Here is a 24,617-nt window from a genome sequence, read left to right as displayed (position 1 = left end):
CCTCATCCAAGTTTTCCTCTGATTTAAAAAAGCTGAAGCAGTTGATCAAGCTCATCCAACGTTAACTCGTCGTCGCCCAGATCGCTTGGCGTAAGTGTGCCGCCCGTTTGGTTCAGGCAATGCTCGAGCAGCCGCAGCAAATGGGTTTTGAAGCTTTCGCTCAAAGACGACATCGTCCCGGCTTCGTATTCCAGTGAATGGTAGGCGATGCTCATGCGCAGGACGCCTTCTTCGATAAACCCGACCACGTCGAGCGAGGTCAATTTCTCCGAATTCGGACTGAGCGGGCTGCCCATCGGCAAAGCGGAGCGCACAAACAGCCCTGATTGCTCCATAGCCGCAAACTGTCCCAAATAGTTGAAGCTGATTTCCGGGCGCAGGGAGAAAGCCAGCCCTGCTTTATGCTCCTCCTGCGTCAAGTACCGCAAAATGCCGTAGCCGATGCCCTTGTTCGGAACATGGCGCAAATCTTCCTTAATCCGCTTGATTTGGAAAGCTAAATCCGTGGACCGCCCCATTTCGAGCACCACCGGATATTGGCTCGTAAACCAGCCGACCGTGCGCGAGATGTTCACGTCTCCAACAACATCTTCACGTCCGTGCCCCTCCAGGTTGACCAGGATTTGCTCATTTCCGCTCCACTCCTTCACAGCGAGACCAAGCGCCGTCAGCAGCAAATCGTTCATTTCCGTGCGGTACGCCTCATGGGCCACTGTCGTCAGCTGTTCCGTTTCCTTGGCGGTGAGCGCAAAATCAACCGTCCGGGCATGACGCATCCGCTGATCGGCAGCTTCTTGACCTTTGGGCAGCGGAGCGATCGCGCGGCTCTCCAGCTCACGCCAGTAATCCGTTTCCTTCAGTAACGCCTTGGATCCGGCATAGTCGGCAAGCCCGGAAGCCCAGTCTTGGAAGGAATGCGTTTTTTGCGGAAAAATCAACGCTTCGCCCCTGGAGGCTTGAAGATAACCGGATGCCAAGTCCTCCAGCAAAATCCGCCAGGATACCCCGTCGACCACCAAATGGTGGATGACCAGCAGCAGGTGATCGCCGTGATCCGTTTGGAAAAGCACTGCTTTCGTCAGTACGCCCCCGGTCAGGTCCAGGCTGCCCTGGAGCCGTTCCGCCTCGCGCTGTACCGCTTGTTCCAACTGAGCGGCCGCTCCGGTCACCCGAATCACTTCCACATCCGGACGAACGTCCTCGGGTGCGCGGTAATGCTGAACGACCTGCACCGGCTCCCCATGTCCGCCTTGCTCGATCACATATTCCATCCGCAGCGCGTCGTGGTGCTCAAGAAGCTTGGCCAGCGTGAACCGGACAAGCGCCGGATCAAAGCCGGACGGGGCATGCAGCATAATCGACTGGTTCCAGTGATGGCGATCGGTAAAGTTCCGTTCGAAAAACCACTGCTGAATCGGGGTCAGCAGCACTTCGCCCTGTACCGGTCCCTGATCTGCCGGTTTCGTTTCGGCCCGCTGCAGGTATGAAATCACCTGCTCGATCGTTGGGTGCTGGAACAAGTCCTTCATCTCCAGCTTCCATCCGTGCTTGTGCAGGCGGCTGCCCATCTGGATCGCCTTGATCGAATCGCCGCCCAGCGCGAAGAAATTGTCCCGCGTACCGACGATCATCAGGCCCAGCACGTCCTGCCAAATCTCCGCCAGCAGCGTTTCCAGTTCGCTTGCCGGCTCCTTGCGATCCGCCGCCACCGCTGTCATTTCCGGCTGCGGCAGCGCCCGCCGGTCCACCTTGCCGTTGGGCGTCAGCGGCAGCTCACTCATCTGCACCCAGTGCTGCGGCACCATGTATTCCGGCAGCTTTTGCGCCAGAGCGGCCTGCAGAGTCTGCGTGAAATCGTCCTGCAGCTCGCCTTCCAGCAGCCATTCCGGCACCACGTAGGCGCACAAGGCGGTATTGCCGCTCGCATCCCGGATGCCGGCCACGACCGCCGCCTGTACCGCCGGATGCACGACGAGCTGCGCCTCGATTTCCGACAGCTCGATCCGAAAGCCCCGCACTTTCACCTGCAGGTCCTTGCGGCCCAAATATTCGATGCTGCCGTCTTCCAGCCACCGCGCCAAATCGCCCGTGCGGTACATCCGCTCGCCAGGCGCGAACGGATCCTCCACGAACTTCTCCCGCGTCTCCTCCGGCCGGTTGTTGTAGCCCCGGGCCAGTCCCCGGCCCGCGATGCACAGCTCCCCGGCTACGCCGATCGGCTGCAGCTGCCCCTCCGCGCCCAGGATGTAGATGCGCGTATTCGCGATCGGCCGCCCGATCGTCAAAATCTCCTCCGCGGGACCGTTCGCCGTGCTCGTCGCCACTACGGTGCTTTCCGTCGGACCGTAGTTGTTGACCAACTTGTAGCGGCGCTCCACCGTCCGCTTCAGCTTGTCTCCTCCGGTCAGCAGCACGCGCAGCGAGCGGTTGTCGAGCTCCATGTACTGCTCGCACAACTGCGTCGGCAGGAACGCAATCGTGATCCCGTGCTGCTCGAAATACGCGTTCAGCCGCACGATGTCCATCCGGATCGTTTCGTCGATCACATGGATGTTCGCCCCGGCTATCCAGTACGGGAACAGCTCCCACACGGAAGCGTCAAACCCGAACCCGGCGTATTTGGCGCTGCGGTCCTCGGCGGTGACTTCGAAAGCCTTGTTATGCCAGTAACACAAATTCACCAAAGAATAGTGCTCGACCATAACGCCTTTCGGCTGGCCGGTCGTTCCCGACGTATAGATCATATAGGCCAGATGATGCGCTCCTGCCGCCGTGAGCGGATTGAGTTCGTCGGACAGACCGACTTCTCCGGCCAGCATGGACGCTGCTCCCTCGCCGTCCAACCGCAGCACCTCGCCGCCGTATTCCGCCGGCACGGGCAAGCCGCTTTGCGTCAGCAGCACCGGCGCGCCGCTATCGGCGAGCACATAAGCAATGCGCTGCTCGGGATAATCCGGATCGATCGGCACGTACGCCGCTCCGGCTTTGAGGATGCCGAGCACGCCCGCGGCCATCTCCAACGACGGCTTGACCATGATGCCAACCCTGCTTTCCGCGCCGATGCCTTTGGCGATCAGCAGGCGGGCCAGCCGGTTCGCCCGCGCATTCAGCTCCCGGTACGTCCACGACCGCCCGCGATAAGTTACCGCCGGACGGTCCGGCGTCCGCAGCGCCTGCTCCTCGAACAGCCGATGGATCGTCGCATCCTCCGGCACGTCCAACGGGCTGTCGTTATACTCGTCCAAAATCCGCCGAACCTCCGCTTCCGTCAGCAGACGGAATTCGGAGAGCCGCGAATCCGGCCGATCGGCAATTTGGCGCAGCAGCGTGTGGAACAGACCGCTCCAGCGCCGGATCGTTTCCGGTTTAAACAAAGAAGTGTTGTATTCCATTTCGAAGCGGACCGTATCCCCATCCTCAGCGGCGGTCAGCGATAGATCAAACTTCGCGGTCTTATGTTCGAACGGATAAGCCTCCAACCGCAAGCCTTCCATCTCCAGCTGCCGCAAGTCGGCGTTTTGCATGGCGAACACGGCGTCAAACAGCGGATTGCGGCTCAGGTCCCGCTCTCTTTGCACCTTTGCGGCCAGTTCTTCAAACGGATAATCCTGGCTTTCATAGGCGCCAAGCAGCGTTTGCTTCACTTCGTCCAAGTAGGCTGTATATGTCTTATTCCCCTGCGGGAAGGAACGTACCGCCAGCGTATTGACGAACATCCCCATGATCCGCGCCAAATCGGCATGCGGCCTGCCGGCAATCGGCGAGCCCACCACGATCTCGTCCTGGCCGCTCAGCTTGGCCAACCAACTGCCGAACGACGCCAACAGCACCATGTAGAGCGTAGTTCCCGTATCCTGCGCCAGCTTGCGCAGCGCCCCGGTCAGCGCGGCATCCGCGGTAAAGCTCAGTCGGTCGCCCGCAAAGCTTTGCACCGCCGGACGCGGATAATCCACGGGAAGCTCCAGCACCGGAACCTCTCCGGCAAACTGCTCCAGCCAATAAGCCTCCTGCCTGCGGTACGGCTCCGTCAGCCGGAACGACTGCTGCCATACGGCATAATCCTTATATTGAATCCGCAGCGGGGCAAGCGCTTTCCCCGCGTATAGCGAGGTTATTTCCTCGATCAGCACGCTGACCGATGCTCCGTCGGAGATAATATGATGCATATCGGCCAGCCATAGGTGCTCGTCGTCAGCGAGCTTGATCAGCGCGGTGCGGAACAGCGGCGCTTGCTCCAGATCAAATGGAGCTATAAACCGCTCGACGATCCGCGCTGCTTCCTGCTCCTCCGCCTCGATGTGCTCCAGCGTAATTTGAGCATCGCCGCTAATCCGCTGCAGCAGTTCTCCGTCCTCCATGGCAAAAGACGTTCGCAGCGCTTCATGCCGGTTCACCAGCTCACGGAGCGCGGCCTCGAACCGATCGAGCCGCAGCTTGCCCTTGAGCCGTAAAACGGAAGGCATGTTGTAGCTTTTCTTCGCGCCCTCCAGCTGCTGCAATACATACAGCCGTTTTTGCGCCGAAGATACCGGGTAAGCCGCCTGTTTCTCCACCGCGGGAATGACCTCGTATTCCCGCTGCTCGGCCCGGGCAATCACCTGGACCAGCGCCGCGATCGTCGGAAATTGGAACAACTCTTTAAGCTCCAGCTCCACCTGCAATTCGCGGTGAATCCGGGCAAGCAGCGCCATCGCTTTCAGCGAATGGCCGCCGCGCTCAAAGAAGTTATCGTTCACCCCAACCTGCCGAACGCCCAGCGTTTCCTGCCAAATCTCCGCCAGCTTGGTTTCCGTTTCATTGCCCGGCGCCGCATACTCCGCGCAGCGGGAGGCCGCTTGGAGATCCGGCAGCGGCAGTGCCCTGCGGTCCACCTTCCCGTTGCCGGTCAGCGGCAGCGCGGGCATCTGCACGAATGCGGCCGGCACCATGTAAGCCGGCAGTTCCCCTGCGGCATGCTCGCGCAGCCCGCCGTCCGAAAGCGGCCGATCGGCGACGAAATAGGCGCATAGCGCCTTTTCGCCCGCGGCGGTTTCCAAAGCGAGCACCACGGCTTCCCGGACCGCCTCGTAAACGACCAACCGATGCTCGATTTCCCCGAGCTCGATCCGCTGGCCGCGGATTTTAACCTGGTGGTCGATCCGGCCGATAAATTCGATGCTGCCGTCCGGCAGCCAGCGGGCCAGGTCCCCTGTCCGGTAAATTTTTCCTCCCCCAGCCAGCGGGTGAGCGATAAACTTCTCCGCAGTCAGCTCGGGACGGTTCAAATAACCGCGAACCAGCCCTTCTCCGCCAATACACAGCTCCCCGGCCGCACCGACCGGCTGCGGCTGCAGATTCGCGTCCAAAATATAAACCGAAGTGTTGCTGACCGGTCTGCCGATCGGAATCGCCGCGGCATCCTCAGCCACTTCATCCACCGGATAATAAGTGGCGAACACCGTGCTTTCCGACGGACCGTACATATGCAGGAGCTTGTCCCGGCCGGCGGCAAGCAAGGCTCTCCGCACATGATCCACCGAAGCGCGCTCCCCGCCGAACAGCACCTTGCGGATGCCGCTGAGGGAGTCCGGGCGGAAATCGACGAGCAGATTGAACAGCGCCGTCGTGATCATCAGCACGGAAACGCGTTCTTGCTCAATGACCTGCGGCAGCCTGGCTATATCCATGACGATGTCCTTGGGGATAACTACCAGCTTGGCTCCGTTCAGCAGCGCCCCGAATACGTCAAACATAAAGGCGTCAAACACATAATTGGAAAGGGCCAGCACAACGTCCCCGCCGGTGACCTGCATGTAGTTGGCGTTTTTTACCGTGCGCAAAATGTTGGCGTGCGTGACCATGTTGCCTTTCGGGTTCCCCGTCGTGCCTGACGTATAGGTAAGGTTCGCCAGATCCCCCGGCTCTATCGCGAACTCCGGCTCCGGATTGGAAGCATCCCCCTGATAAAGCGATTCGTCATCGGCAAACAGATACGCGCCCTCGTATCCGGCCTGCTCGGCCAGATGCGCCAGCGGCCGCTGCGTGAACAGCAAGGAGGCGCCGCTGTCCGTCAAAAAGTGCCCGATCCGCTGCGCGGGATGCTCCGGGTCGATCGGCACGTAGGCTGCGCCGGCCTTCACAATCGCCAATATCCCCGCGATCATTTCCACCGACCGGTCCACGAGCACGGCAACGACCGCCCCGCGAACAACCCCTTGGGCGCGCAAAGCCCCGGCCAACTGATTCACCCGCTCGTTCAGCCCGGCGTAAGTAAGCAGCATCCCTTCAAAAGCGAGCGCCGGACGGTCCGGCGTCAATGCCGCCTGCTCTTCAAACACCTGCACGATCGTCTTCTCGCGCGGATATTCCGTCACTCCCGGATTGAAGCCGGTCAAGATCCGCTGTTTTTCCTCGTCGGCAAGCCATTCATACCGTCCGTACTCCAGTCCCGGATCGGCGGCGATGCCCTCAAGGAGGTTTATGTAATGGCCGAGCATACGCCGGATCGTCTCTTCCCGAAACAGCCGGGTGCTGTAATCCATGTCGAGCACAAGGCCGTCCTGTTCTTCCTTGACCTGCAGCGTCAGATCAAATTTGGCCACCCGGAAATTCGTTTCCCGGACCGACAGCTTCATGCCGCCGATTTCCGGAATTTCCGCAAAAGCATTTTGCAAAATAAACATCGTGTCAAACAGCGGATTCCGGCTTAAATCCCGTGGCAGATTCAGCTTTTCCACCAGCCGTTCAAACGGATAGCTCTGATGCTCAAAAGCGTTAAGCACCGAAAGGCGCACATGCTGCAGCAGATCGGCAAAGGTATGGCTCCGCTCCGGTTTAACCCGGATCGCCAGCGTATTGACGAACATGCCGACGATACCTTCCGTATCGGCATGGTTCCGGCCGGCGGTTGGCGTGCCGACGATCATATCCTCCTGCCCCGTATATCTGGACAGCAGCGCGCAATAGGCCGCAAGCAGCACCATGTACAGCGTGGCTCCGCTCTTTTCGGCCAGCCGGTTCAGCTTGTCCTTTACATCGTTGTTCACGATGAGCGACACCCGGTCGCCTTCAAAGCTTTGCACCGCAGGGCGCGGACGGTCGGTCAACAGCTGCAGGACCGGCAGCTCTCCGCTCAGCGTCTGCAGCCAGTATTTCTCCCCTTCCGGAGCGCTTTGGGCAAACCGCTCGTTCTGCCACACCGCGTAATCCTTGTACTGCAGCCGCAGCTCAGGCAGATTGTCCCCGCCATACAACCCGGCCAGCTCATGCAAAATCAGTCCGATGGAAACGCCGTCGGAAATCAAATGGTGCATATCGAACAGCAGCATATGCTTGCTCTCGTTAACCCGGACAAGCCCGATCCGCAGGAGCGGCGCTTGTCCGAGATCGAACGGGCGGACAAATGCGGCCATCAAGGCTTCGACCGATGGTTCGGAAGCTTCGGCTAGCGTAATTTCAAAAGGCGCGTCGTCATGCACCTTTTGCAGCGGAATGCCGTCGACGGTATGGAAAGAGGTGCGCAGCGCCTCATGCCGCCCGATCAGCTCGCGGAAGGCCTGCTCAAGCCGCAGGACGTCCAGCGAACCTTCGATCATCGCGATTGCCGGCATATTGTAGCCGATCCCCGCTCCCTCCAGCCGGCTAACGATAAATACGCGTTGCTGGGCAAAGGACAAAGGATACATCTCCCTTGGCGCAGCCTGTTCAATCCCCCGGTATCCCTTGCGGCCCGCCTCGGAAACATACCGCGCAACGGCGTGTACGGTCGGCGTCTCAAACAATACCTGCAGCGGCAGCTCCACGCCCAATTGCTTATGTATGCGGGACAATAGCGTCATCGCTTTCAGCGAGTGCCCGCCAAACTCGAAGAAATTGTCGTAAATCCCGACGCGGGCGATGCCGAGAACCTCCTGCCAAAGATCGGCGAGCTGCTGCTCCCGGCCGGTTCCCGGAGCGACATATTCCGCGCCGCCGGCTGCTGCCGCCTCATGCTGCAGCAGGGCTCTCCGGTCGATCTTGCCGCTTGAGGCGAGCGGAATTTCGTCCAGCTCTACATAATAAGCCGGAAGCATGTAATCCGGCAGTTCGACCGCCAGATGTTTGCGCAGTTCGGAGAGAGCGGCCGGCCGCTCCCGGTTTTTCCAGACCAGATAGGCGCAAAGCTCCGCTCCGCCCTGCGCTTCCGGACGAGCCAGCACCACCGCTTTGCCGACTTCCGGATGCTTGTGGAGCACGGCTTCGATTTCGCCAAGCTCAATCCGGTACCCGCGGATTTTGACCTGATCGTCGATCCGACCGGCATATGCTGCGTTCCCGTCCGGCAGCCACTTGGCGATATCCCCCGTACGGTACATCATTTCACCCGGCACAAACGGATCGGGAGCGAATTTGGCGGACGAAAGTACCGACAAATTCAAATACCCCCGGCCTGTTCCATCTCCGGCAATGTACAATTCACCCTCCACCCCCGGAGGTTGCAGCCGCCCATAGGCATCCAGGATATAAAAGCGGTTGTTGCCAAGCGGTTTGCCGATTGGCAGATAAACGCTCCCTTGAGTCAAATGGAAGGCAGCTTGCGTAATGTCATAGGCGGAAGCATCGACACAGCATTCTGTCGGCCCATACACGTTAGTGATTGCAGGGGACAGTTCCTCTGAGGCAAACAAATCAAATATGTTGCCGACAGTTTCGCGAGGCAGCGCCTCTCCTCCGATCAGTAAATGGCGCAGACTTAATCCGCGGGACTCATCCGCTGCCGCAGCCAACACTTTCAAATGAGCCGGCGTACCGTCGGTCACTTCGATCGCGTGGTCGCGATAATACCCGGCTAAAGTCCGCCCCTCCGTCACCTTTGCTCGGGGAACAATATACAGCGTATGTCCCAGCAGCAGCGCAGCATAAATTTGCTGAACCGATGCGTCGAAATGAAAAGGAGCGAGCAGCGCCACATGGAGGCCTGGCTCATACGCCTCATATACTTGCCTTTGCAATCCCTCGATCAAATGGCAGACTTGCCGATGCTCGATCATGACGCCTTTCGGCTTGCCGGTCGTCCCCGAGGTATACATGATATACGCCAAATTTCCGGAGCCGGCACTCGGCGGCAAATTCCCGCCGCTGCTCACCCCGGACGTCTCCACGTCTTCAAAGACGATTTGTTCCGATACCGGCAAATCGTATCGGCCGGCCAGCTCCGCTTCCGTCACGGCGATGTTCGCGCCCGAATCCGCGATCATGAACCGGATTCTTTCCTCCGGAAATCCGGGGTCGATCGGCACATAAGCTCCGCCGGCTTTCAGGATGCCGAGCATAGCGATGATCGCCCGTTCGGACCGGTTCAGCAAAATCGCGACCGGCGCGTCCGGCACAACTCCTTTTTCACGCAAAAGACGACCCAGGCGATTAGCACGTTCGTTTAATTCCCGGTAGGACATTTGTTCGCCTTCAAAGAATACGGCAGTCTGCTCGGGATTCCGTGCGGCTTGCCGCTCAAACCAGCCATGCAGCGTCATTTCCCGGTCATATCCCAGACGCGGGCTCCTTCCCTGCTGCAGCAGCCATTCCTGCTCGGCCTGCGGCAGCCATGCCAGCTCCCGGATCGCCTTCTCGGGAAAGGTCAGCGCATGGTCCAGCAATGTCAATAGCCGGCGGTACAAAGCTTTTATTTCTTCCGGTTCGAATATTTCCGAACGATAATCCATATCGATCATGAGCATGCCCGTATCCGGCCGGTCCTTGACATGGATCGAAATATCGTTCACTTCATGCCCGCTGAACAAGGGCTCGATCATGTAAGAGAGACCTTCCTTTTCCGTCCATAACATGACCTGGTATTCGAGCGATATCCCGAACAGCCGGTTCAATTGTCCATGCTTGACGCGCAAATCACTGATCAACTGGTTATAAGGATATTTCTGATGCCGGATGACCGCCAATTGATCCTTCATGATCCGTTTGGCAAAGCTGAGGAAATCCGCGTTCTCATCAACGTGAGCTCTTACCGGAATGGTGGAAACGAACATCCCGAACATCTGTTTTTCCTTTGCATTCGTACGGTTGCCCATAAACGTTCCCAGAATCGTCTCGGTTTGCCCCGTCGCTCTCGACATATAAATATGGAGAGTGCTTAAAAACAGCGAGAGAACGCTGATCCCATGCTCCTGGCAAAACATTCCGATTTTTTCATGTAAAAAAGCGGGCACTTCTTCCGTCAATCGAATCGCATCCGTCTCGACCAAATAGGAATCCCCTCGTTTGAGAGACACGGTCTCCGGAATGGAATCGAACTGGGCATTCCAAAATTTATGGTCCTTTTGAAACCGTTCGGACTTCTCATATTCCGCTTCGCTCAAAATATATTCCACATAAGAGGGCTGGCTCGTTTGCAGGGCGTCGGTTCCTTTGACCAGCTCCAAATAGCGATCGATGAGCTGATTCCCCAGCATCACCATGGAAATCCCGTCGGAAACGATATGATGCACTGCCGCGAAAAGCCAGATCTCCGCAGGGCCGATCTTGAAGACGATAAACCGGAACAACTCGCTATCGTAGAGCGCCATCGGCCGGCAGGCCTCCGTTTGCGCCCGTTCCGTCACGGCATCGATATCTCCCGTTTGACGAACTTCCACCCACTCGATATCAAAATCCTCGCAATCGGCAACGTACTGCCGCGGTTCGCCCGCCTCATCAAGCGCAAGCTTAAAGCGCAGCGCTTCATTGCTGTGGACCACATGACGAATGGCCCGGTTCAACATCCGGTCGTCGATCCCCGCTGCGGATTTTAATTTAACGATACCGCTCAAATTTGAAACGCTGGTTTCGGGATAAAACTGCTCGGTATACCAAATCCGTTTTTGAGCATGCGTTAATGGTAAAAAGTGCTTTTGCATAATTACTCCCCCCATCATGCGAAATAATCTCTTGGTCTTGGAAACTTTGAAAAATTTTAACACCCCAAAGCGAAAAAGGCCCACCCCGAATAAAAGGGGAGCCCCTGTTACCCGGCAACCTGTCGACCATAGCATCTCATCTCTTGTGAAAAAGTAATGCGATGCCTTAGGCCATGGCTTTGCGTCCCTACGTTTCCATAGGTTTGCCTTTGTCGAATATTTGTAGAATTTGTATTTATATAGATATATTTACTTTACATATAATAAAACACTAGGAAAGATATACTAGTTACGGTATTTTAATAAATAATTTTATTGGAGGTTACTAGTAAAATTTACCTTATTTTTTTTAGGACGCCCCTAACACGAAAGGCCCGGCTTTATCCGCGCCGGTTCATATAAATTACAAGTAACCGCTTCCAATACATGAATCGACAGCGTTTTTTTCGTTTTTTCGACATCGTTCCAGACCATCTTGCAACAAAAAAATGAGAAAAGCCTCCGCCGGAACCGTCTCGTCTTGAGCGGCCCCGTCCGGAGGCTGTATGTGCTTTTGCAGTTTAAGTAGGGCGGGCGGCTGTAGTCCGCCTATCCAGGACAGCAGGCTTAAACTTTAACCGCCTGTCCGTATTTTTCGGTATGTATCGATAAAAGAGAGCACGTCGACCCGCTTCCCTCTCTTTTTTGCCAATCTCGCCATCGTTACTAGCGTTTTCCAGAACTCGTCAAGCACTGGGGACTCCAGATCGGAGCTTTGCGGCGACGGGCTTACCTGATTTTTGTACAAGCTGCCTTCGTCGGAGATAAGGTACTGAATTTGTCGTTTTTTCCATTGTTCTCCGGTTACATAACTAATCCCGATTTCCCTCATTTTTTTACGGACTGATGTCACGGGGCGGGATAGTTCTTTGGCAATAACAACGGGGGGACACTCGCTGGAAAGTCGAATAAGTTTGTCCAATTCTTGCGTAGACCACGGTTTTTTTGTCATTCGATTCAACTCCAATTCTTCATACTGTATCCTTCGTTGCCTTAAAATGGTTAATGGATTCGCGATGATTTGAGGATATCAAGCAATTGTTAGGGAAGTATGAGTTAACCATAATATTTTGGTATATTACATAACTTTTTCGATATCGTTCGCTATTTTTCTACTTCCCTGGAACTAAAATCGTCCTGATTCGGACACGTTATATAGAAGTAATTTCCAGCAACTCGGGCATATTACGGCCCTTGAAGCCCCATACTAGTCTTATTCGACTATGAGGTTTTCTACCGCGCTGCGTGTTATTGCCGATCAGAATGCCGTTCTACGCCCGCGAATATGAGATAAACCTCTATCGAGGTCTTTCGAAGATGAGCGACCGCGTTTAGAGGTAGGTTTATTCGCCAATAAGAATGCAGTTCTACACGCTTTAGCGCTGTAAAGAACTTAAACATTCTTATGTGGTGAAAAAAAGCCCTTGGCGAGCGCTCAAAAAGCGGCTTCGGCAGGGCGGAGATGGAAAACCGGGATCAATTCGTGTACGATGAAAAGGAAACAACTTCAAGACATAACCGGAGGAGAGGGTATCCGTGAAAATGACGATTCATGAATCTCAATTGTTTGTTCAAGATCTGGGCCAAAGCCAGGGAGAAGGGCTCCCGGTCATCCTGCTGCACGGGTTTCCGCTGGACCACCGGATGTGGAGCCGTCAAGCGGATGCGCTTGCCGCCGCAGGTTATAGGGCCATCATCCCGGACCTCGCCGGCATGGGGCAGTCCGCTGTCCCGGCATCCAACATCGCGCTAAGCCGGTATGCCGACGATGTCCTCGCTCTGATGGACAAGCTGGGCATACAAAAAGCCGTCCTTGGCGGTTTCTCCATGGGCGGCTATGTAGTGTTCTCGCTGCTGCGCAAGGCGCCGGAGCGATTTGCGGCGGTTGTGCTGGCCAACACCCGTCCGGAAGCCGACCCTCAGGAGGGCCGCAAAAACCGGATGAACATGGCGGCCTCCCTCTACGAAAAAGGCGCCGCCGCTGCCAGGGACGCTATGCTGCCCAAGCTGCTTTCCGAGGAAAGCCGGCAAACGCAGCCTGAACTCGTCCGGGAACTGAGCGCCGTGATGGACGAGATGCAGCCGGAAGGGCTCGTCCACGCCAGCCTGGCTATGGCTTTCCGCGAGGATTCCGTGGATCTGCTCGCAGCGATCGATGTGCCGGCCCTTGTCATCGCAGGCGAGCACGACCCGATTACGACGCCGGAAGTGATGAAATCGATGGCTGAACGTATTCGCGGCGCGAGCTTTCACATTGTTCCGGGAGCGGCCCATCTGACGCCTATGGAAAGCCCGGAAGCTTTCAACTCGCTGCTGCTCGATTTCCTGAAGTCGGTTAAAGCTTGATCAACTGGTTCATCACCATAACGGCGGCGCCGATAGCCAAAGCCTCTTCGCCGAGATTGCCTTTGCTGAAGACGACTTGATACGCCGGATAATAGTAAGCTTTACGGATCGCGACCTGTGTGGCGATTTGGAAAAACAGCTCGCCTTCTGCCAGAAGAGGCCCCCCGAGGATCACCTTTTCGGGATGCAAAATGTTGAGCAGGTTGGCAAGCCCGATCCCAAAATAGGTCGCAGCTTCCGTCATGATCTCCACGACCAGGGGATCATTTTTTTTGAGCGCTTCGAGCACATGCCGGTATTGCAGCTGCTCCGGATCGCCGACCAGCTGCGAGAGGAGCGTTGCCCTCCCCTGCTTCAGCGCGGAACGGGCCGCTTTTTCAACGGCATACAGCGAAGCGTACGATTCAAGCGCGCCGTAGTTGCCTCCGGCATCGCGGTGCGATATGCCGTCGGTCTGAATGATCATCTGGCCGACTGATCCTTCCATATCCACGGCGCCGTAGATGATCTTCCCTTCCGAGACCATGGAGGAACGGAGGCCGATTCCGGCGTGGACATAAAGCAGATGCTTGAAGCTCTGCGAGCGGTTCACCCACGATTCGGCCAAAAGCGCCGTATTCGCGCCGTTGTCAAGCAAGACGGGCAAACTCAGCCGCGATCCGAGCATACGGCATATGGCTACGTTCTTCCAGCCGGGAGCCGGGAAGTACGAGGGCTCAAGAATGACGCCCGCGATCCGATCCAGCGGGCCGACCGCCCCGATGCCCACCCCCAGCACGGCGGATTTGGCGATTCGATGCTGAGCCAGCATCCGGTCCGCCTCGTCCGCAATGAAGCCGGTCAACACATCGGGAGTCATCTCCGCCGACATCGCCCAACTGCGCGAATCCAGCTTGTTCATAGCGAGATCGACGAGCACGAGCTTGGAAAGCGTCCTTGAAATTTCCAAGCCGAAGACGTAAGCATAGGCCGGATTCATTTCATATAAAATCGGCCTGCGGCCGCCGGTCGAGATGCCGAAGCCGGATTCGAGAATGAGGCCCTGGCTCGTCAATTCCTCCAACAGCCGCGTCAATGTGCTCACGGTCATGCCGCTTGCCTCCAATAAGTCCGTTTTGGATACGGTCCCTTGACGGCGGATCAACTCATATATTTCTTTTCCTTTGCGGTTCGGAATTCGTTCTGTAATGAATGGCAGATCCAATGCAAGCAGCCTCCAAGTGATAATATTTCTCAATATTTCGCCACAACCCGGGCAAATTCCTTCCTCCGCGCCTGCTTATTTCACTTGACTCCTATCAAAAGCGTATATCCCAAATAACGGTGATACAAATTCATCAGCTCATCGTACTTGGCGGTGAGCTTCCATATTTGCGGATCGAATAAAGATTGCTGATCCGACAAATGAACCGGGTCCGGGTGCTGCACCGTATCCTCCCACATCGTCAGCGGAAACGGCTGAATGCCCGAGTTCCTCACTTGCCCGAAGCCGCCCGCTTCCAGCAGCCGTCCCCATTCATCGGCATTGTGCAAAGCCTTCACGCCATAGAATTCGCAAATAGCTTGCTCGATTTCCGGTTTCATATTCTTAGTGCGAATTACTTCCCGATCGTACAAAGTTCCTCCTGGAACAAGCACTCTGCGATATTCCGGAATCGACGCATCCGCGCCGGCAAAGTTCGTCACCGATTCGACCATGACGACATCGAAGCTGTTGTCATCGAATGGAAGCCGGCAGGCGTCGCCTTCCAGAAACCGCACCTGCACGCCCTGTTTCTCCGCTCTGATTTTGGCCTTCGCAATCATTTCCGGGCGAATGTCCACAGCCGTTACCTCGCAGTCCTGCTCGGCCAGCAAACACGCTGTCCGGCCCGTACCGCAGCCGACTTCCAGCACTTTCTGCCCCTGCCCGATCGGATAGTTGCGAATCTGCTCGATCGTTTCTCCAAATCCTCCGGGATGCGCATTGCCAATCCCCAGTTTTGTCAGCATATCCAGGTAATTAATAGTCCCTGCACCTCCACATGGCGTTTTGACCTCATTTTTACCATATGGAGGGCCGCTGCCTCATGTTCGGGTGTTCCCGCCGATTCGCTAAAAAAGGGCAGCCGCCCAACCCGGACTTGTTCATCCGGGCGGGCGGCTGCCCCTCGCTCGGTCAGGGTGCAGCCCAACCGTTCGGCACAACTTTTTGCATGTCTTATTTTTTGCCGCTTCTGAAAGCGTCGAATTGCTTTTGTTTTTCGGCGATAATTTTGTCGATGCCCGCTGCTTTCATTTTTTCCTGATATTTAGGAAGCGTTGCATCCAGATCAATGGAGCCCGTATCGAGTGCTGCATCGAATTCTTTTTGCACGTTTACGGCGGCGGCAATTTGCGTTTTCACAGGCTCGGAGTTGAACGTAAAGCCGAATCCGGGAGATTTTTTGCCGCTTTTGTTAAACTCTTTGAATTTTTCCCACTTTTGCGGATCTTCATTATCGAACAAGTAGTTCAGGAATTGGTTGCCGAACTCCCAAGCAACGCCCGGCGCGTAGTTTTTGGCGGCATCCGTCGCTTTGATGATGTTGTCGGAAACTTTCGTGTAATGAACGCCTTCGATACCGAAGTTGAGCAGGTTGTTGATTTGTTTGTCCGTATGCAGCATGTTAATGATCATCATAGCGCGAGCAGGGTCTTTGGACGTTACGGAAATACCCAGCATCGCTCCCATAGTATCTGTAATGGTGCGCGAAGTCATCTCAACTTGGCTCAGCTTGCCTACTAGATTGGTAGCATTTGCCATTTCACTGTCTTTACCCGGCTTTAACGATGAAGGCACCATGAATACGTTGCCGGATTTCATAGCATCCTGTCCCGACAATTGCGTTGTCGCAGCATCTTTGTTAATATACCCTTTTTGCATGTAGTCACGGGTTACTTTAATAATTTCCTTGTAGCGCGGCTCATCCCATTTTGGGATAATAGTCGTGCTGTCTCCGTCTTTCAGGATGACGCCGGGAACTGTGCTGTCGCCAAGGGCATCATACTGCGCTAAATAGTGACTGTTCAGGTTGTCGCCGTCTCTTAAAAACAGCGGAGTCATTTCCGGCTTCTTCTCTTTAACCGTTTTCAAAATCGGTTCCAAATCTTGAATCGTTTTCACTTTGCTCAAGTCGATGCCAAGCTCTTTGGCTACGTCAGAGCGGTACACGACGCCACCGGATGCTGCCAGCTCTTTGTTCGTCGGCACGCCGTAGTTTTTGCCGTCGATTTTGGCCCCTTCCAGGAAGGCCGGATCCAACGTCTCGGTAATGCCTTTGCCGTATTGGTTGATCAAATCGTTCAGAGGCAGCAGCGCTCCTTTGCCGACGTTGACGGCATGTCCGTTCCATTGAGCGGTGAACAGGATGTCGAACTGCTCGTGGGATGCGATCATCAGGTTCACCTTGTTATCCCATTGCCCCCAATCGATCGGCATCAGTTTAATTGTAGCATTGATCTTCTCCTGCAAAATTTTGTTCATTGCCGCTTCCACTTTCGCTTGATCCGGCTGAGCGGTTCCCGGATAGACCAGCTTAACCTCATACGGCTTCAGATCGGAACCGGATGCCGCTTTCGTTTCGGCCGGCTTGTCGCTGGAAGTCGGTGCAGGCGAACTGCTGCCAGAGGAACCTTGATCCTTGGCACATCCAGCCAACACGAGGGACAACGAAAAAACCATCATGAGCAAAACTAGTGCGCTTTTACGAGCTGCTTTCATTCATGTGAGCCTCCCTTTTCTTCTTTGGATTTATGCTAATCCGGTTTGTTTATTCCCGGCTTAAGCCAACTTTAAATTCCATTTCGATCTTATATTTCCATCTATGAAGACAAGAATCTCCCTTATTTCTTCGCCTGCGGCTAATTACCCTTTTATCGCGCCTACGGTAAGCCCTTTTTTGAAGTATTTCTGGAAGAACGGATAAGCAAATACGATCGGGCCGATTCCGAGCACCGCCATGGCCATGCGCACTGTCTCCGTAGGCAGATTGAGCATGCCTCCCGCCTGGGCCAGCCCTTGGCTCGCCTGTACGTTGGATGACAGGAACTGAATATCCAGCATCGTTTTGTACATCAGGAATTGCAGGTTAATGTTCTTGCTGCCCGATATGAAGACGAGGCTTAAAAACCAGTCATTCCAGTAGTTGAGCACCTGAAACAGCGCCACGGACGCCAGCACCGGCAGCGAGAGCGGGATGATGATTTGGCTGAAAATGCGAATCTCTCCGGCCCCGTCGATTTTCGCCGCTTCTATGAGCGGAACGGGAATCGAATTGGCGAAAAACGTTCTCAGCAGCAGGACGAAAAAGGCCGATACGAGCAGAGGCAGCATAAGCGCCCAGATCGTATTTTTCAAATCCAGCATTTGCGTGTACACAAGGTACCAGGGAACAAGTCCGCCATTGAACAGCATGGTGAAGAACATAAAGAACGAGAAAAAGTTTTTATGCGGAAAATCGTTTCTGGATATCGGATACGCATACAAAGCCATCATAATGAGGCTTATGCCTGTCCCCACTGTAGCAAGAAAGACCGATATTCCGAAAGAACGCAAAATTTGATGCCAGTCTTTGAACATGAATTTGTAAGCTTCAATGCTCCATGCTTTCGGAATGAAGTTGTATCCGTGGATCAACACTTCCTTCTCATCGGAGAACGATACGATAATGACAAGAACAAGCGGCAATATGCAGGCTAACGTATATATCCATAGAAACAGGTTGACCAGGAAATTCGCCGTGTCGGACAATTCGTTGGGGCCGCGCTTTCTGGCCGTCCGCCCGCTCAGCTTGGCAGTTGCTTGACTCATGACAGCCACTCCTTTTAGAATAGTGCGTTATCTTTGCTTACTTTTCTCACAAACAGGTTCGTAGCCAGTACGAGCACAAAGCCTACAACCGACTGGTACAGCCCGGCCGCCGAGGACATTCCGATGTCGCCCATCGTCAGGAAGGTCTGATACACATACGTATCGATAACCTGAGTTGTCGGGAACAACGCGCCCGCATTTTTCGTAACCTGAAAGAAAAGTCCGAAATCCGCATAAAAAATTCTGCCTACTTGAAGGAGCGTCATCGTCACCATAACCGGCGTTATCAGCGGCAGCGTAATCTGGGTCACTTGCTTCCATTTGTTAGCGCCGTCGATGAGAGCGGCCTCATAGTACTCATTGTCAATTCCCAGTATAGCCGCCATGTAAATGACCGTGTAGTAGCCAATATTTTTCCACATATTCACAATCGGCAAAATAACGGTCCAGTATTTGGGAGCGGTATACCAATCAATCGGCTCTATGCCGAACTTCGGGAAAAGCACCGTGTTGACAAAACCGTGTTCGGCTCCAAGGAACGCGTAGACCAGATAGGCCACGCACACCATTGATAAGAAAAACGGCAAAAACATCGTGCTCTGGTGAAACTTGGACAAAAATTTGTTGCGCATCTCATTGAACATAATGGCAAAGGCAACCCCGACTACCAGGTTCAAGATGATGAACACCGCATTATAGCTGATAGTGTTGCGCGTAATGACCCAGGCGGCTTCGCTGGAAAACAAATACTTGAAATTGTCAAAGCCTGCCCAGGGGCTTCCCAAAATTCCTTTGGTGTAGTTGATGTTCTTGAATGCTATCGCTACGCCGAACATCGGGATGTAATTGTTAATGATCAGCAGAATAGCTGCTGGAGCCATCATTACATAAAAAATCCAAAACTTGCGAATCGTCCGCAAAAAAGAAGGCTTTGCCTGGACTTTGCTCGATGTTTTCATAGATGCGCTGCGTGTCGCTGCAATGTTGGCTGTTTCACTCACGGCTCCGGTTTCCCCTTTCCTTATCTTTATATACCCTTATTGTAGGATTTTCTGGAAAAGGCATCTATCTGTAATGTGACTCTTTGAGCACTAATGTGACTTCATCGCCGCTGCAGCGGGGCGCTATTCGCTCGTCCCGTGGAAGCTCTTGCGGTATTCCTGCGGAGACAGGCCGGTATATTTCTTGAACATTTTGGCGAAAAAAGAAAAATGCGAATAGCCGGTTTTCTCGGCTACGTAGCTGATTTTGTCGTTCGATTCGGCCAGCAGCTTTTTAGCCTGCTCCATCCTCATCTTGAGCGTATACTCGGAAATGGACAAGCCCGTCTCCTTCTTGAACAGCCGGGACAAATACGCCGGATTCAAAAACACGGATGCCGCGATTTCCTCCCGGCTCAGTTCCTCGTGCAAGTGCTCGTCGATATACTGACAGACCTTGCCGGTTACCGCGGATACGCCTTTAAGGCGGCTGTTCATATAGTCGCAGCCGATGGAAGCGATGCGCACGGCCCAGTTTCTGAGCTGATTGACCGACCTCGTGGCGCCGGTATAATCCTGCAATTCCTGCGACGGGATCATTTCATGCACCGAAAGCCCCTTTTTATGAAGAACATGGTACATCAGATGCAAAAAGCCGTAATAAAAAGCTTCCACCGACTCAGAGCCGACCTCTCCAGCTTGCAAGCGGTCGATAGAATCCTGGATTCGCTGCACCAGCTCCGCCTTTTTACCTGCTTCCAGAAGCACGAACCAGTCCGTAAATGCCGGCGTTTGCTGCCTGCCGGCATGAGAATCGGCGGCATCCGCCGCCAGCAGCACGCAATTGCTCCTCATCACGTTGTTTCTTTCAAAGCTGAACAAGTCGTTTACCTTGCGGGTCAACTCCATAATTTTGCCGGTGCCGCCTAAATAACAGGACAAGCTGCATTGAAAATACCGGTTGCACGCCTGAATGTAAGCCTCGCACTTTTCTTTTACCCTCTTCATGGCGGCCTCGCCGCTATCGGGATGATAGAGCAGAACCAGACTCGAGCCGTTGTCCTGGATGACGCAGCCCGGCTGATCCTCCACAATCATCTCCGCGGCCGCCTTCCGGATGGCGTACTCCATAATTTCCTCGTCTCTGGCGTTCAGCTCCTCCTTCCAGTTCTCGACGCTGATCAGAATCGGAAGAACCGTGCTGTCCGCCTGCAGCGGCAGATCGTACATGTGAAAGCTGCGCATCAGCTTGTCCTCGTTCAGAGGCATTTTGCCGCTGATCAATTCCTGCCAAAACTTTTCCACCAGAACCGGCCGTTCGCTCACCCAATGGCTGTAGTACGTTTTGTAAGTTTCGTGAAACTCCGACTGCTCTTGGTCCATTCTGATTTTCTCCAGAGCGTGCTTGACGATTTCCTTCAACCGGTCATGATCGACAGGCTTCAGCACATAATCGAAGCTGCCCAACCGAATAGCCTGCTGTGCATACTCAAAATTGGCATGCCCCGTCAAAAAAATCGTCTCCGTATGCGGGGAATGGGACCGCACCCAATTTTGCAAATCCAGCCCTGTCGCGCCGGGCATTTCAATGTCGGAAATCATCACATCAATTTTGGCCGCAGCCAGAATGCCGGTCGCTTCGCTTACATCGAGCGCTTCGTATACATGGGCAATCGGAAGATCCGACCAATCGATTCCTACGGAAATCCCTTTGACCGCTATTTTTTCGTCATCGACAACGAGCAAATTAAACATACGCGCTTTCGTCCCTTCACTTGATATTGGAAACGGCCGGGAGCCTGATCGCTACAACTGCGCCATGATCGGCCCGATTGTGAAAACGGACATGCACCTGATCGCCAAAATTCATCCGCAGCCGATGCCGTACATTCCATACGCCCAAATGATCGTCCCCTGACTGCTCCAAATACTGCTCCGAATTTAAATTGTCCAGCATCTCGCTGCTGAAGCCGTCCCCGTTATCCATAATCGTCAATGTAAAAAAGTCGTCAGGCATTTCCGCATCAGGCGCTGCCGCAACCGTAATATGAAAGCTGCCGTATTTTTTGGTAAATCCGTGGATGACCGCATTCTCGACAAAAGGCTGCACAATGAGCGGCGGAATGCAGGTATCCGCATATTTGTCCGGCACCTGAATATCGAACGTCAAATGGTCCGGATATCTCATCACCTGAATTTCCAAATAATTGCGGATATGCTGAATTTCATCCCTCAAAGCGAGCGTTGTCCGGTTGGTCCGCATAATAAAGCGGAAATAATCGGCCAGATGCAGCGACATTTTTTGAACCGACTTCGTATCCTTGAGCGCCGCCAAATTGTAAATAATGTTCAAACTGTTCATATAAAAATGGGGATTGATCTGCACCTGCAAATGTTTGAATTCAGCCTGCTGAACTCTGATTTTTTCCTCGTACACGCTGATTTTCAAATTCTCGATTTGATCCACCATGTTGTTGAACGTTGCGATCAGAAAGGCAAATTCCGTCGAATTGCCTTCGTTTAAGCGGACTTTCAGCTCGCCTTGGCCGATTTTCCGCATTCCTCTTATCAACTGGGTCAGCGGCTTAAACAGAATGCGCTGCAAATACAGCAAATAAATCGCCAAAACAAATGCCCCGCCAAACGGCAAAAAATAAATGACAACCTGCAAATAAGGCAAATTTTTGAGCATATTTTTTTCGGCAATGATGAGTATGTAATCGAACTCCGCGTGCGTGGAAGCCTGTCTTACGATCAAAAACTGCTCTTTCTTTTCCTCATCCCGCACGACATGATAATCAGGTTTGGCAGGCAGTAATTGATCCTGGATTTGACTGAACGTATCCATCGCAAAAAAACGGCTGGAAAGCGGCGCTCCCTCTTTCGAAATCGCCATCGTACCGCCACCGCTCCCCGTGTCCCAATTGCTCAGCGGCTGTACCAGACTGTTCATTTGAATAAGGATACCGATCGTAAACCCGGCGCCAAGCTCCGAATTGCTCTTCACCAAGTACTTGGTGCCGTCCGCGGAAGACAGGATTGACCAGCTGCCGTTAACGTTCGTCTTGACCGCCTTGCTGTTATCGCTTTCAGCTAACAACTGCTTAACCGTTTGAACCCGGTCATAGTAGTACGAATTTTCCCGGGTTGCGACTAACAGATCGCCGGTCGATTTGGAATATACGAAAAAAGTATTAATCAAACTGTAAATATCGATTTGTTTCGTCAATTTATTGTACAGCCTCTGCTTGGCGAGCACATATTCATCCGCATGCTCATCGTATACGATCATATTGATCACGTCGGGGTCGCTATACAAATGGAGCAAAAAATTGTCAAACTCTTTCAACGTGTTGTCGGTATCAAGCACATACTGTTCCAACAGCTTGCCGTAATTTTGCGATATTTGATCGCGTACGACATTCATCGAATACACATTGTTGAAAATAAGAAAAATAACCAGCGGCGCCACCACAAGCACGAAGCCGACAAAAATTTTGAAACGCACAGAGTTCATTATTTTCAAATGCATCCCGCCTCGCTTGTTTTCCTGCTAACACTTTCGAGTTCCTTGCTGCATTCTCCTTTAACGAGCCTCGGTTACTTACAAGCGACTACTAATTATACGGGAATTGGAAACGGCGCTCTACCATTGAATCGAACGTACATAGCACTTTTATTACTTTATAGCGTCAACAAAAAGAAGACCCCTGAAATCCTGAGATTTCATGAGTCTTCTATGCAGCTCCTCTCCAGCATCTCGCCGCGGCAAATTCATTCCAGAGAGCTTTTGTTTTGGCATGCAAACAAGGATAATAAAAACAAAAAAATTCCCAAGGATACACTCCATTAGGAATTTCATTGTAAACATCGATACCGGCGAGAGGACTCGAACCTCCACGGTTTCCCACTCGATTTTGAGTCGAGCGCGTCTGCCATTCCGCCACGCCGGCAAATAAAAATGTTGCGAGTAAATCATGGTGCCGAAGACCAGACTTGAACTGGTACGGTAGTCACCTACCGCAGGATTTTAAGTCCTGTGCGTCTGCCGATTCCGCCACTCCGGCTTGAATGTGGAGGCGCCACCCAGACTCGAACTGGGGGTAAAGCTTTTGCAGAGCTCTGCCTTACCACTTGGCTATGGCGCCTTAGTGTAATGGAGCGGAAGACGGGATTCGAACCCGCGACCCTCGCCTTGGCAAGGCGATGCTCTACCCCTGAGCCACTTCCGCATATCGTACTGGGGATCTAGGATTCGAACCTAGGCATGACGGAGTCAAAGTCCGTTGCCTTACCGCTTGGCTAATCCCCAATATGTAGTTCGATGAAATAAATGGGGCGATCGATGGGACTTGAACCCACGAATGCTGGAGCCACAGACCAGTGCGTTAACCCCTTCGCCACGACCGCCATAGTTTAAAATTGGCAGGGGCAGCAGGAATCGAACCCACACCAAAGGTTTTGGAGACCTTTGTTCTACCTTTAAACTATGCCCCTAGATAAGAAAATGGAGGCTGATGGATTCGAACCACCGAACTCGAAGAGAACAGATTTACAGTCTGTCGTGTTTAGCCACTTCACTAAGCCTCCGCAAAACTAAACCTTAATCGGGATCACCGAAAAAGTAATGGTGCCGTCGAGAGGACTTGAACCCCCAACCTACTGATTACAAGTCAGTTGCTCTACCAATTGAGCTACAACGGCATATTAGGTTGTTCATGGTGGCTCGGGACGGAATCGAACCGCCGACACGAGGATTTTCAGTCCTCTGCTCTACCGACTGAGCTACCGAGCCTTGCACTTTCATGGTTAAAAATGGCGGAGCCGACGGGATTCGAACCCGCGGTCTCCTGCGTGACAGGCAGGCATGTTAGGCCTCTACACCACGGCTCCACACTAGATAAAACTCCTCAACCTTCAGGAGGTTGGTTGCGGGGGCAGGATTTGAACCTGCGGCCTTCGGGTTATGAGCCCGACGAGCTACCGGGCTGCTCCACCCCGCGTCGATATATGGTGGAGGCTGACGGGATCGAACCGCCGACCCTCTGCTTGTAAGGCAGATGCTCTCCCAGCTGAGCTAAGCCTCCATGGGATATTGGAATCAACTTCGCAAATTCCTTTGCATGATGAATCCTTATGACCCGTAGGGGATTCGAACCCCTGTTACCTCCGTGAAAGGGAGGTGTCTTAACCCCTTGACCAACGGGCCTTGATAGCATATTACTTCATTTACTGCGAGTTGTAAAGTGGCGGAGAGAGAGGGATTCGAACCCTCGAGACGCTTGTGACGCCTACACGATTTCCAATCGTGCTCCTTCGGCCAACTCGGACACCTCTCCATAATGTGGCTCCCCGAACAGGACTCGAACCTGTGACAACTCGATTAACAGTCGAGTGCTCTACCAACTGAGCTATCAGGGAACAGTATTCAATTCAAGGTTTGTTCCTTGAAAACTAGATACGAAACTTGCGTAAAGTGTGAGTTAAATTGTATAGGTTAAGCCCTCGACCGATTAGTATTCGTCAGCTCCACACGTTGCCGCGCTTCCACCT

At 53.8% G+C, this 24,617-nt stretch carries 10 protein-coding genes, 16 tRNA genes and 1 riboswitch; of the genes, 1 reads left to right on the top strand and 25 read right to left on the bottom strand.

Annotated elements, in window-relative coordinates; translation table 11 throughout:
- Positions 1–23: 23 nt before the first annotated feature.
- Together AC0LWT_RS03690 and AC0LWT_RS03685 are read right to left on the bottom strand one after the other, a co-directional pair.
- Entirely contained in the window at positions 24–10,868 is a 10,845-nt protein-coding gene (locus AC0LWT_RS03690; protein WP_474679870.1) for a non-ribosomal peptide synthetase, read from the bottom strand.
- 110 nt (positions 10,869–10,978) lie between these two features.
- Positions 10,979–11,086: riboswitch (cyclic di-GMP riboswitch) on the bottom strand.
- Between the two features lie 395 nt (positions 11,087–11,481).
- Positions 11,482–11,859, bottom strand: coding sequence for a hypothetical protein (locus AC0LWT_RS03685; RefSeq protein WP_474679869.1), 378 nt, complete (start codon positions 11,857–11,859; stop codon positions 11,482–11,484).
- Between the two features lie 590 nt (positions 11,860–12,449).
- Between AC0LWT_RS03685 and AC0LWT_RS03680 the strand changes: the two genes are divergently transcribed.
- Positions 12,450–13,253 (top strand): alpha/beta fold hydrolase, encoded by an 804-nt coding sequence (locus AC0LWT_RS03680; RefSeq protein WP_474680243.1) that lies wholly within the window; start codon positions 12,450–12,452, stop codon positions 13,251–13,253.
- Here the strand turns inward: AC0LWT_RS03680 and AC0LWT_RS03675 are convergent.
- From AC0LWT_RS03675 to AC0LWT_RS03565, 23 genes are all read right to left on the bottom strand, one after another.
- Positions 13,243–14,457 carry an ROK family protein gene (locus AC0LWT_RS03675; RefSeq protein WP_474679868.1) on the bottom strand — a complete coding sequence of 405 codons (1,215 nt, stop codon included), beginning with the start codon at positions 14,455–14,457 and terminating at the stop codon, positions 13,243–13,245. The two genes, AC0LWT_RS03680 and AC0LWT_RS03675, sit on opposite strands and share 11 nt — an antisense overlap.
- 80 nt (positions 14,458–14,537) lie before the next feature.
- Positions 14,538–15,245: a class I SAM-dependent methyltransferase gene (locus tag AC0LWT_RS03670; protein ID WP_474679867.1), complete on the bottom strand. Its 708-nt coding sequence runs from the start codon at positions 15,243–15,245 to the stop codon at positions 14,538–14,540.
- A 208-nt stretch (positions 15,246–15,453) separates the two neighbouring features.
- The gene (locus AC0LWT_RS03665) at positions 15,454–16,995 is read right to left on the bottom strand and encodes an ABC transporter substrate-binding protein (RefSeq protein ID WP_474679866.1); all 1,542 of its coding nucleotides are present in this window, start codon (positions 16,993–16,995) and stop codon (positions 15,454–15,456) included.
- A gap of 144 nt (positions 16,996–17,139) precedes the next feature.
- Positions 17,140–18,084 carry a carbohydrate ABC transporter permease gene (locus tag AC0LWT_RS03660; protein ID WP_474679865.1) on the bottom strand — a complete coding sequence of 315 codons (945 nt, stop codon included), beginning with the start codon at positions 18,082–18,084 and terminating at the stop codon, positions 17,140–17,142.
- Positions 18,085–18,098: 14 nt separating this feature from the next.
- Complete coding sequence (locus AC0LWT_RS03655; protein ID WP_474680242.1) at positions 18,099–19,043, bottom strand: ABC transporter permease; 945 nt, start codon at positions 19,041–19,043, stop codon at positions 18,099–18,101.
- A 165-nt stretch (positions 19,044–19,208) separates the two neighbouring features.
- Positions 19,209–20,819 (bottom strand): response regulator transcription factor, encoded by a 1,611-nt coding sequence (locus tag AC0LWT_RS03650; RefSeq protein WP_474679864.1) that lies wholly within the window; start codon positions 20,817–20,819, stop codon positions 19,209–19,211.
- Between the two features lie 16 nt (positions 20,820–20,835).
- The gene (locus AC0LWT_RS03645; RefSeq protein ID WP_474680241.1) at positions 20,836–22,581 is read right to left on the bottom strand and encodes a sensor histidine kinase; all 1,746 of its coding nucleotides are present in this window, start codon (positions 22,579–22,581) and stop codon (positions 20,836–20,838) included.
- Positions 22,582–22,938: 357 nt separating this feature from the next.
- Positions 22,939–23,017, bottom strand: a tRNA-Leu gene (locus AC0LWT_RS03640).
- A gap of 25 nt (positions 23,018–23,042) precedes the next feature.
- Positions 23,043–23,131, bottom strand: a tRNA-Leu gene (locus AC0LWT_RS03635).
- Between the two features lie 7 nt (positions 23,132–23,138).
- Positions 23,139–23,212: transfer RNA gene (locus tag AC0LWT_RS03630), tRNA-Cys, on the bottom strand.
- Between the two features lie 9 nt (positions 23,213–23,221).
- A tRNA-Gly gene (locus AC0LWT_RS03625) sits at positions 23,222–23,296 on the bottom strand.
- An 8-nt stretch (positions 23,297–23,304) separates the two neighbouring features.
- A tRNA-Gln gene (locus AC0LWT_RS03620) sits at positions 23,305–23,376 on the bottom strand.
- Between the two features lie 22 nt (positions 23,377–23,398).
- Positions 23,399–23,474: transfer RNA gene (locus AC0LWT_RS03615), tRNA-His, on the bottom strand.
- Between the two features lie 13 nt (positions 23,475–23,487).
- Positions 23,488–23,561, bottom strand: a tRNA-Trp gene (locus AC0LWT_RS03610).
- An 11-nt stretch (positions 23,562–23,572) separates the two neighbouring features.
- A tRNA-Tyr gene (locus AC0LWT_RS03605) sits at positions 23,573–23,654 on the bottom strand.
- A 38-nt stretch (positions 23,655–23,692) separates the two neighbouring features.
- A tRNA-Thr gene (locus AC0LWT_RS03600) sits at positions 23,693–23,768 on the bottom strand.
- A gap of 15 nt (positions 23,769–23,783) precedes the next feature.
- Positions 23,784–23,859 (bottom strand) — tRNA-Phe (locus AC0LWT_RS03595).
- 21 nt (positions 23,860–23,880) lie between these two features.
- Positions 23,881–23,957 (bottom strand) — tRNA-Asp (locus AC0LWT_RS03590).
- Between the two features lie 33 nt (positions 23,958–23,990).
- Positions 23,991–24,067: transfer RNA gene (locus AC0LWT_RS03585), tRNA-Met, on the bottom strand.
- Between the two features lie 8 nt (positions 24,068–24,075).
- Positions 24,076–24,151 (bottom strand) — tRNA-Val (locus AC0LWT_RS03580).
- A 50-nt stretch (positions 24,152–24,201) separates the two neighbouring features.
- A tRNA-Glu gene (locus AC0LWT_RS03575) sits at positions 24,202–24,273 on the bottom strand.
- Positions 24,274–24,311: 38 nt separating this feature from the next.
- Positions 24,312–24,403 (bottom strand) — tRNA-Ser (locus AC0LWT_RS03570).
- A 6-nt stretch (positions 24,404–24,409) separates the two neighbouring features.
- A tRNA-Asn gene (locus AC0LWT_RS03565) sits at positions 24,410–24,485 on the bottom strand.
- Positions 24,486–24,617 lie beyond the last annotated feature (132 nt).

The sequence above is a fragment of the Paenibacillus sp. sgz302164 genome (assembly GCF_056120505.1).
The sequence above is the reverse complement of the archived record's forward strand: the minus strand, read 5'-3'. Positions and strand labels throughout refer to the sequence as shown.

Bases quoted from the DNA above. Each gene is read 5' to 3' on its own strand.
- AC0LWT_RS03685 (WP_474679869.1), bottom strand. From the start codon at position 11,859: ATGACAAAAAAACCGTGGTCTACGCAAGAATTGGACAAACTTATTCGA.
- AC0LWT_RS03655 (WP_474680242.1), bottom strand. From the start codon at position 19,043: ATGAAAACATCGAGCAAAGTCCAGGCAAAGCCTTCTTTTTTGCGGACG.
- AC0LWT_RS03645 (WP_474680241.1), bottom strand. From the start codon at position 22,581: ATGAACTCTGTGCGTTTCAAAATTTTTGTCGGCTTCGTGCTTGTGGTG.
- AC0LWT_RS03650 (WP_474679864.1), bottom strand. From the start codon at position 20,819: ATGTTTAATTTGCTCGTTGTCGATGACGAAAAAATAGCGGTCAAAGGG.
- AC0LWT_RS03670 (WP_474679867.1), bottom strand. From the start codon at position 15,245: ATGCTGACAAAACTGGGGATTGGCAATGCGCATCCCGGAGGATTTGGA.
- AC0LWT_RS03680 (WP_474680243.1), top strand. From the start codon at position 12,450: ATGACGATTCATGAATCTCAATTGTTTGTTCAAGATCTGGGCCAAAGC.
- AC0LWT_RS03660 (WP_474679865.1), bottom strand. From the start codon at position 18,084: ATGAGTCAAGCAACTGCCAAGCTGAGCGGGCGGACGGCCAGAAAGCGC.
- AC0LWT_RS03665 (WP_474679866.1), bottom strand. From the start codon at position 16,995: ATGAAAGCAGCTCGTAAAAGCGCACTAGTTTTGCTCATGATGGTTTTT.
- AC0LWT_RS03690 (WP_474679870.1), bottom strand. From the start codon at position 10,868: ATGCAAAAGCACTTTTTACCATTAACGCATGCTCAAAAACGGATTTGG.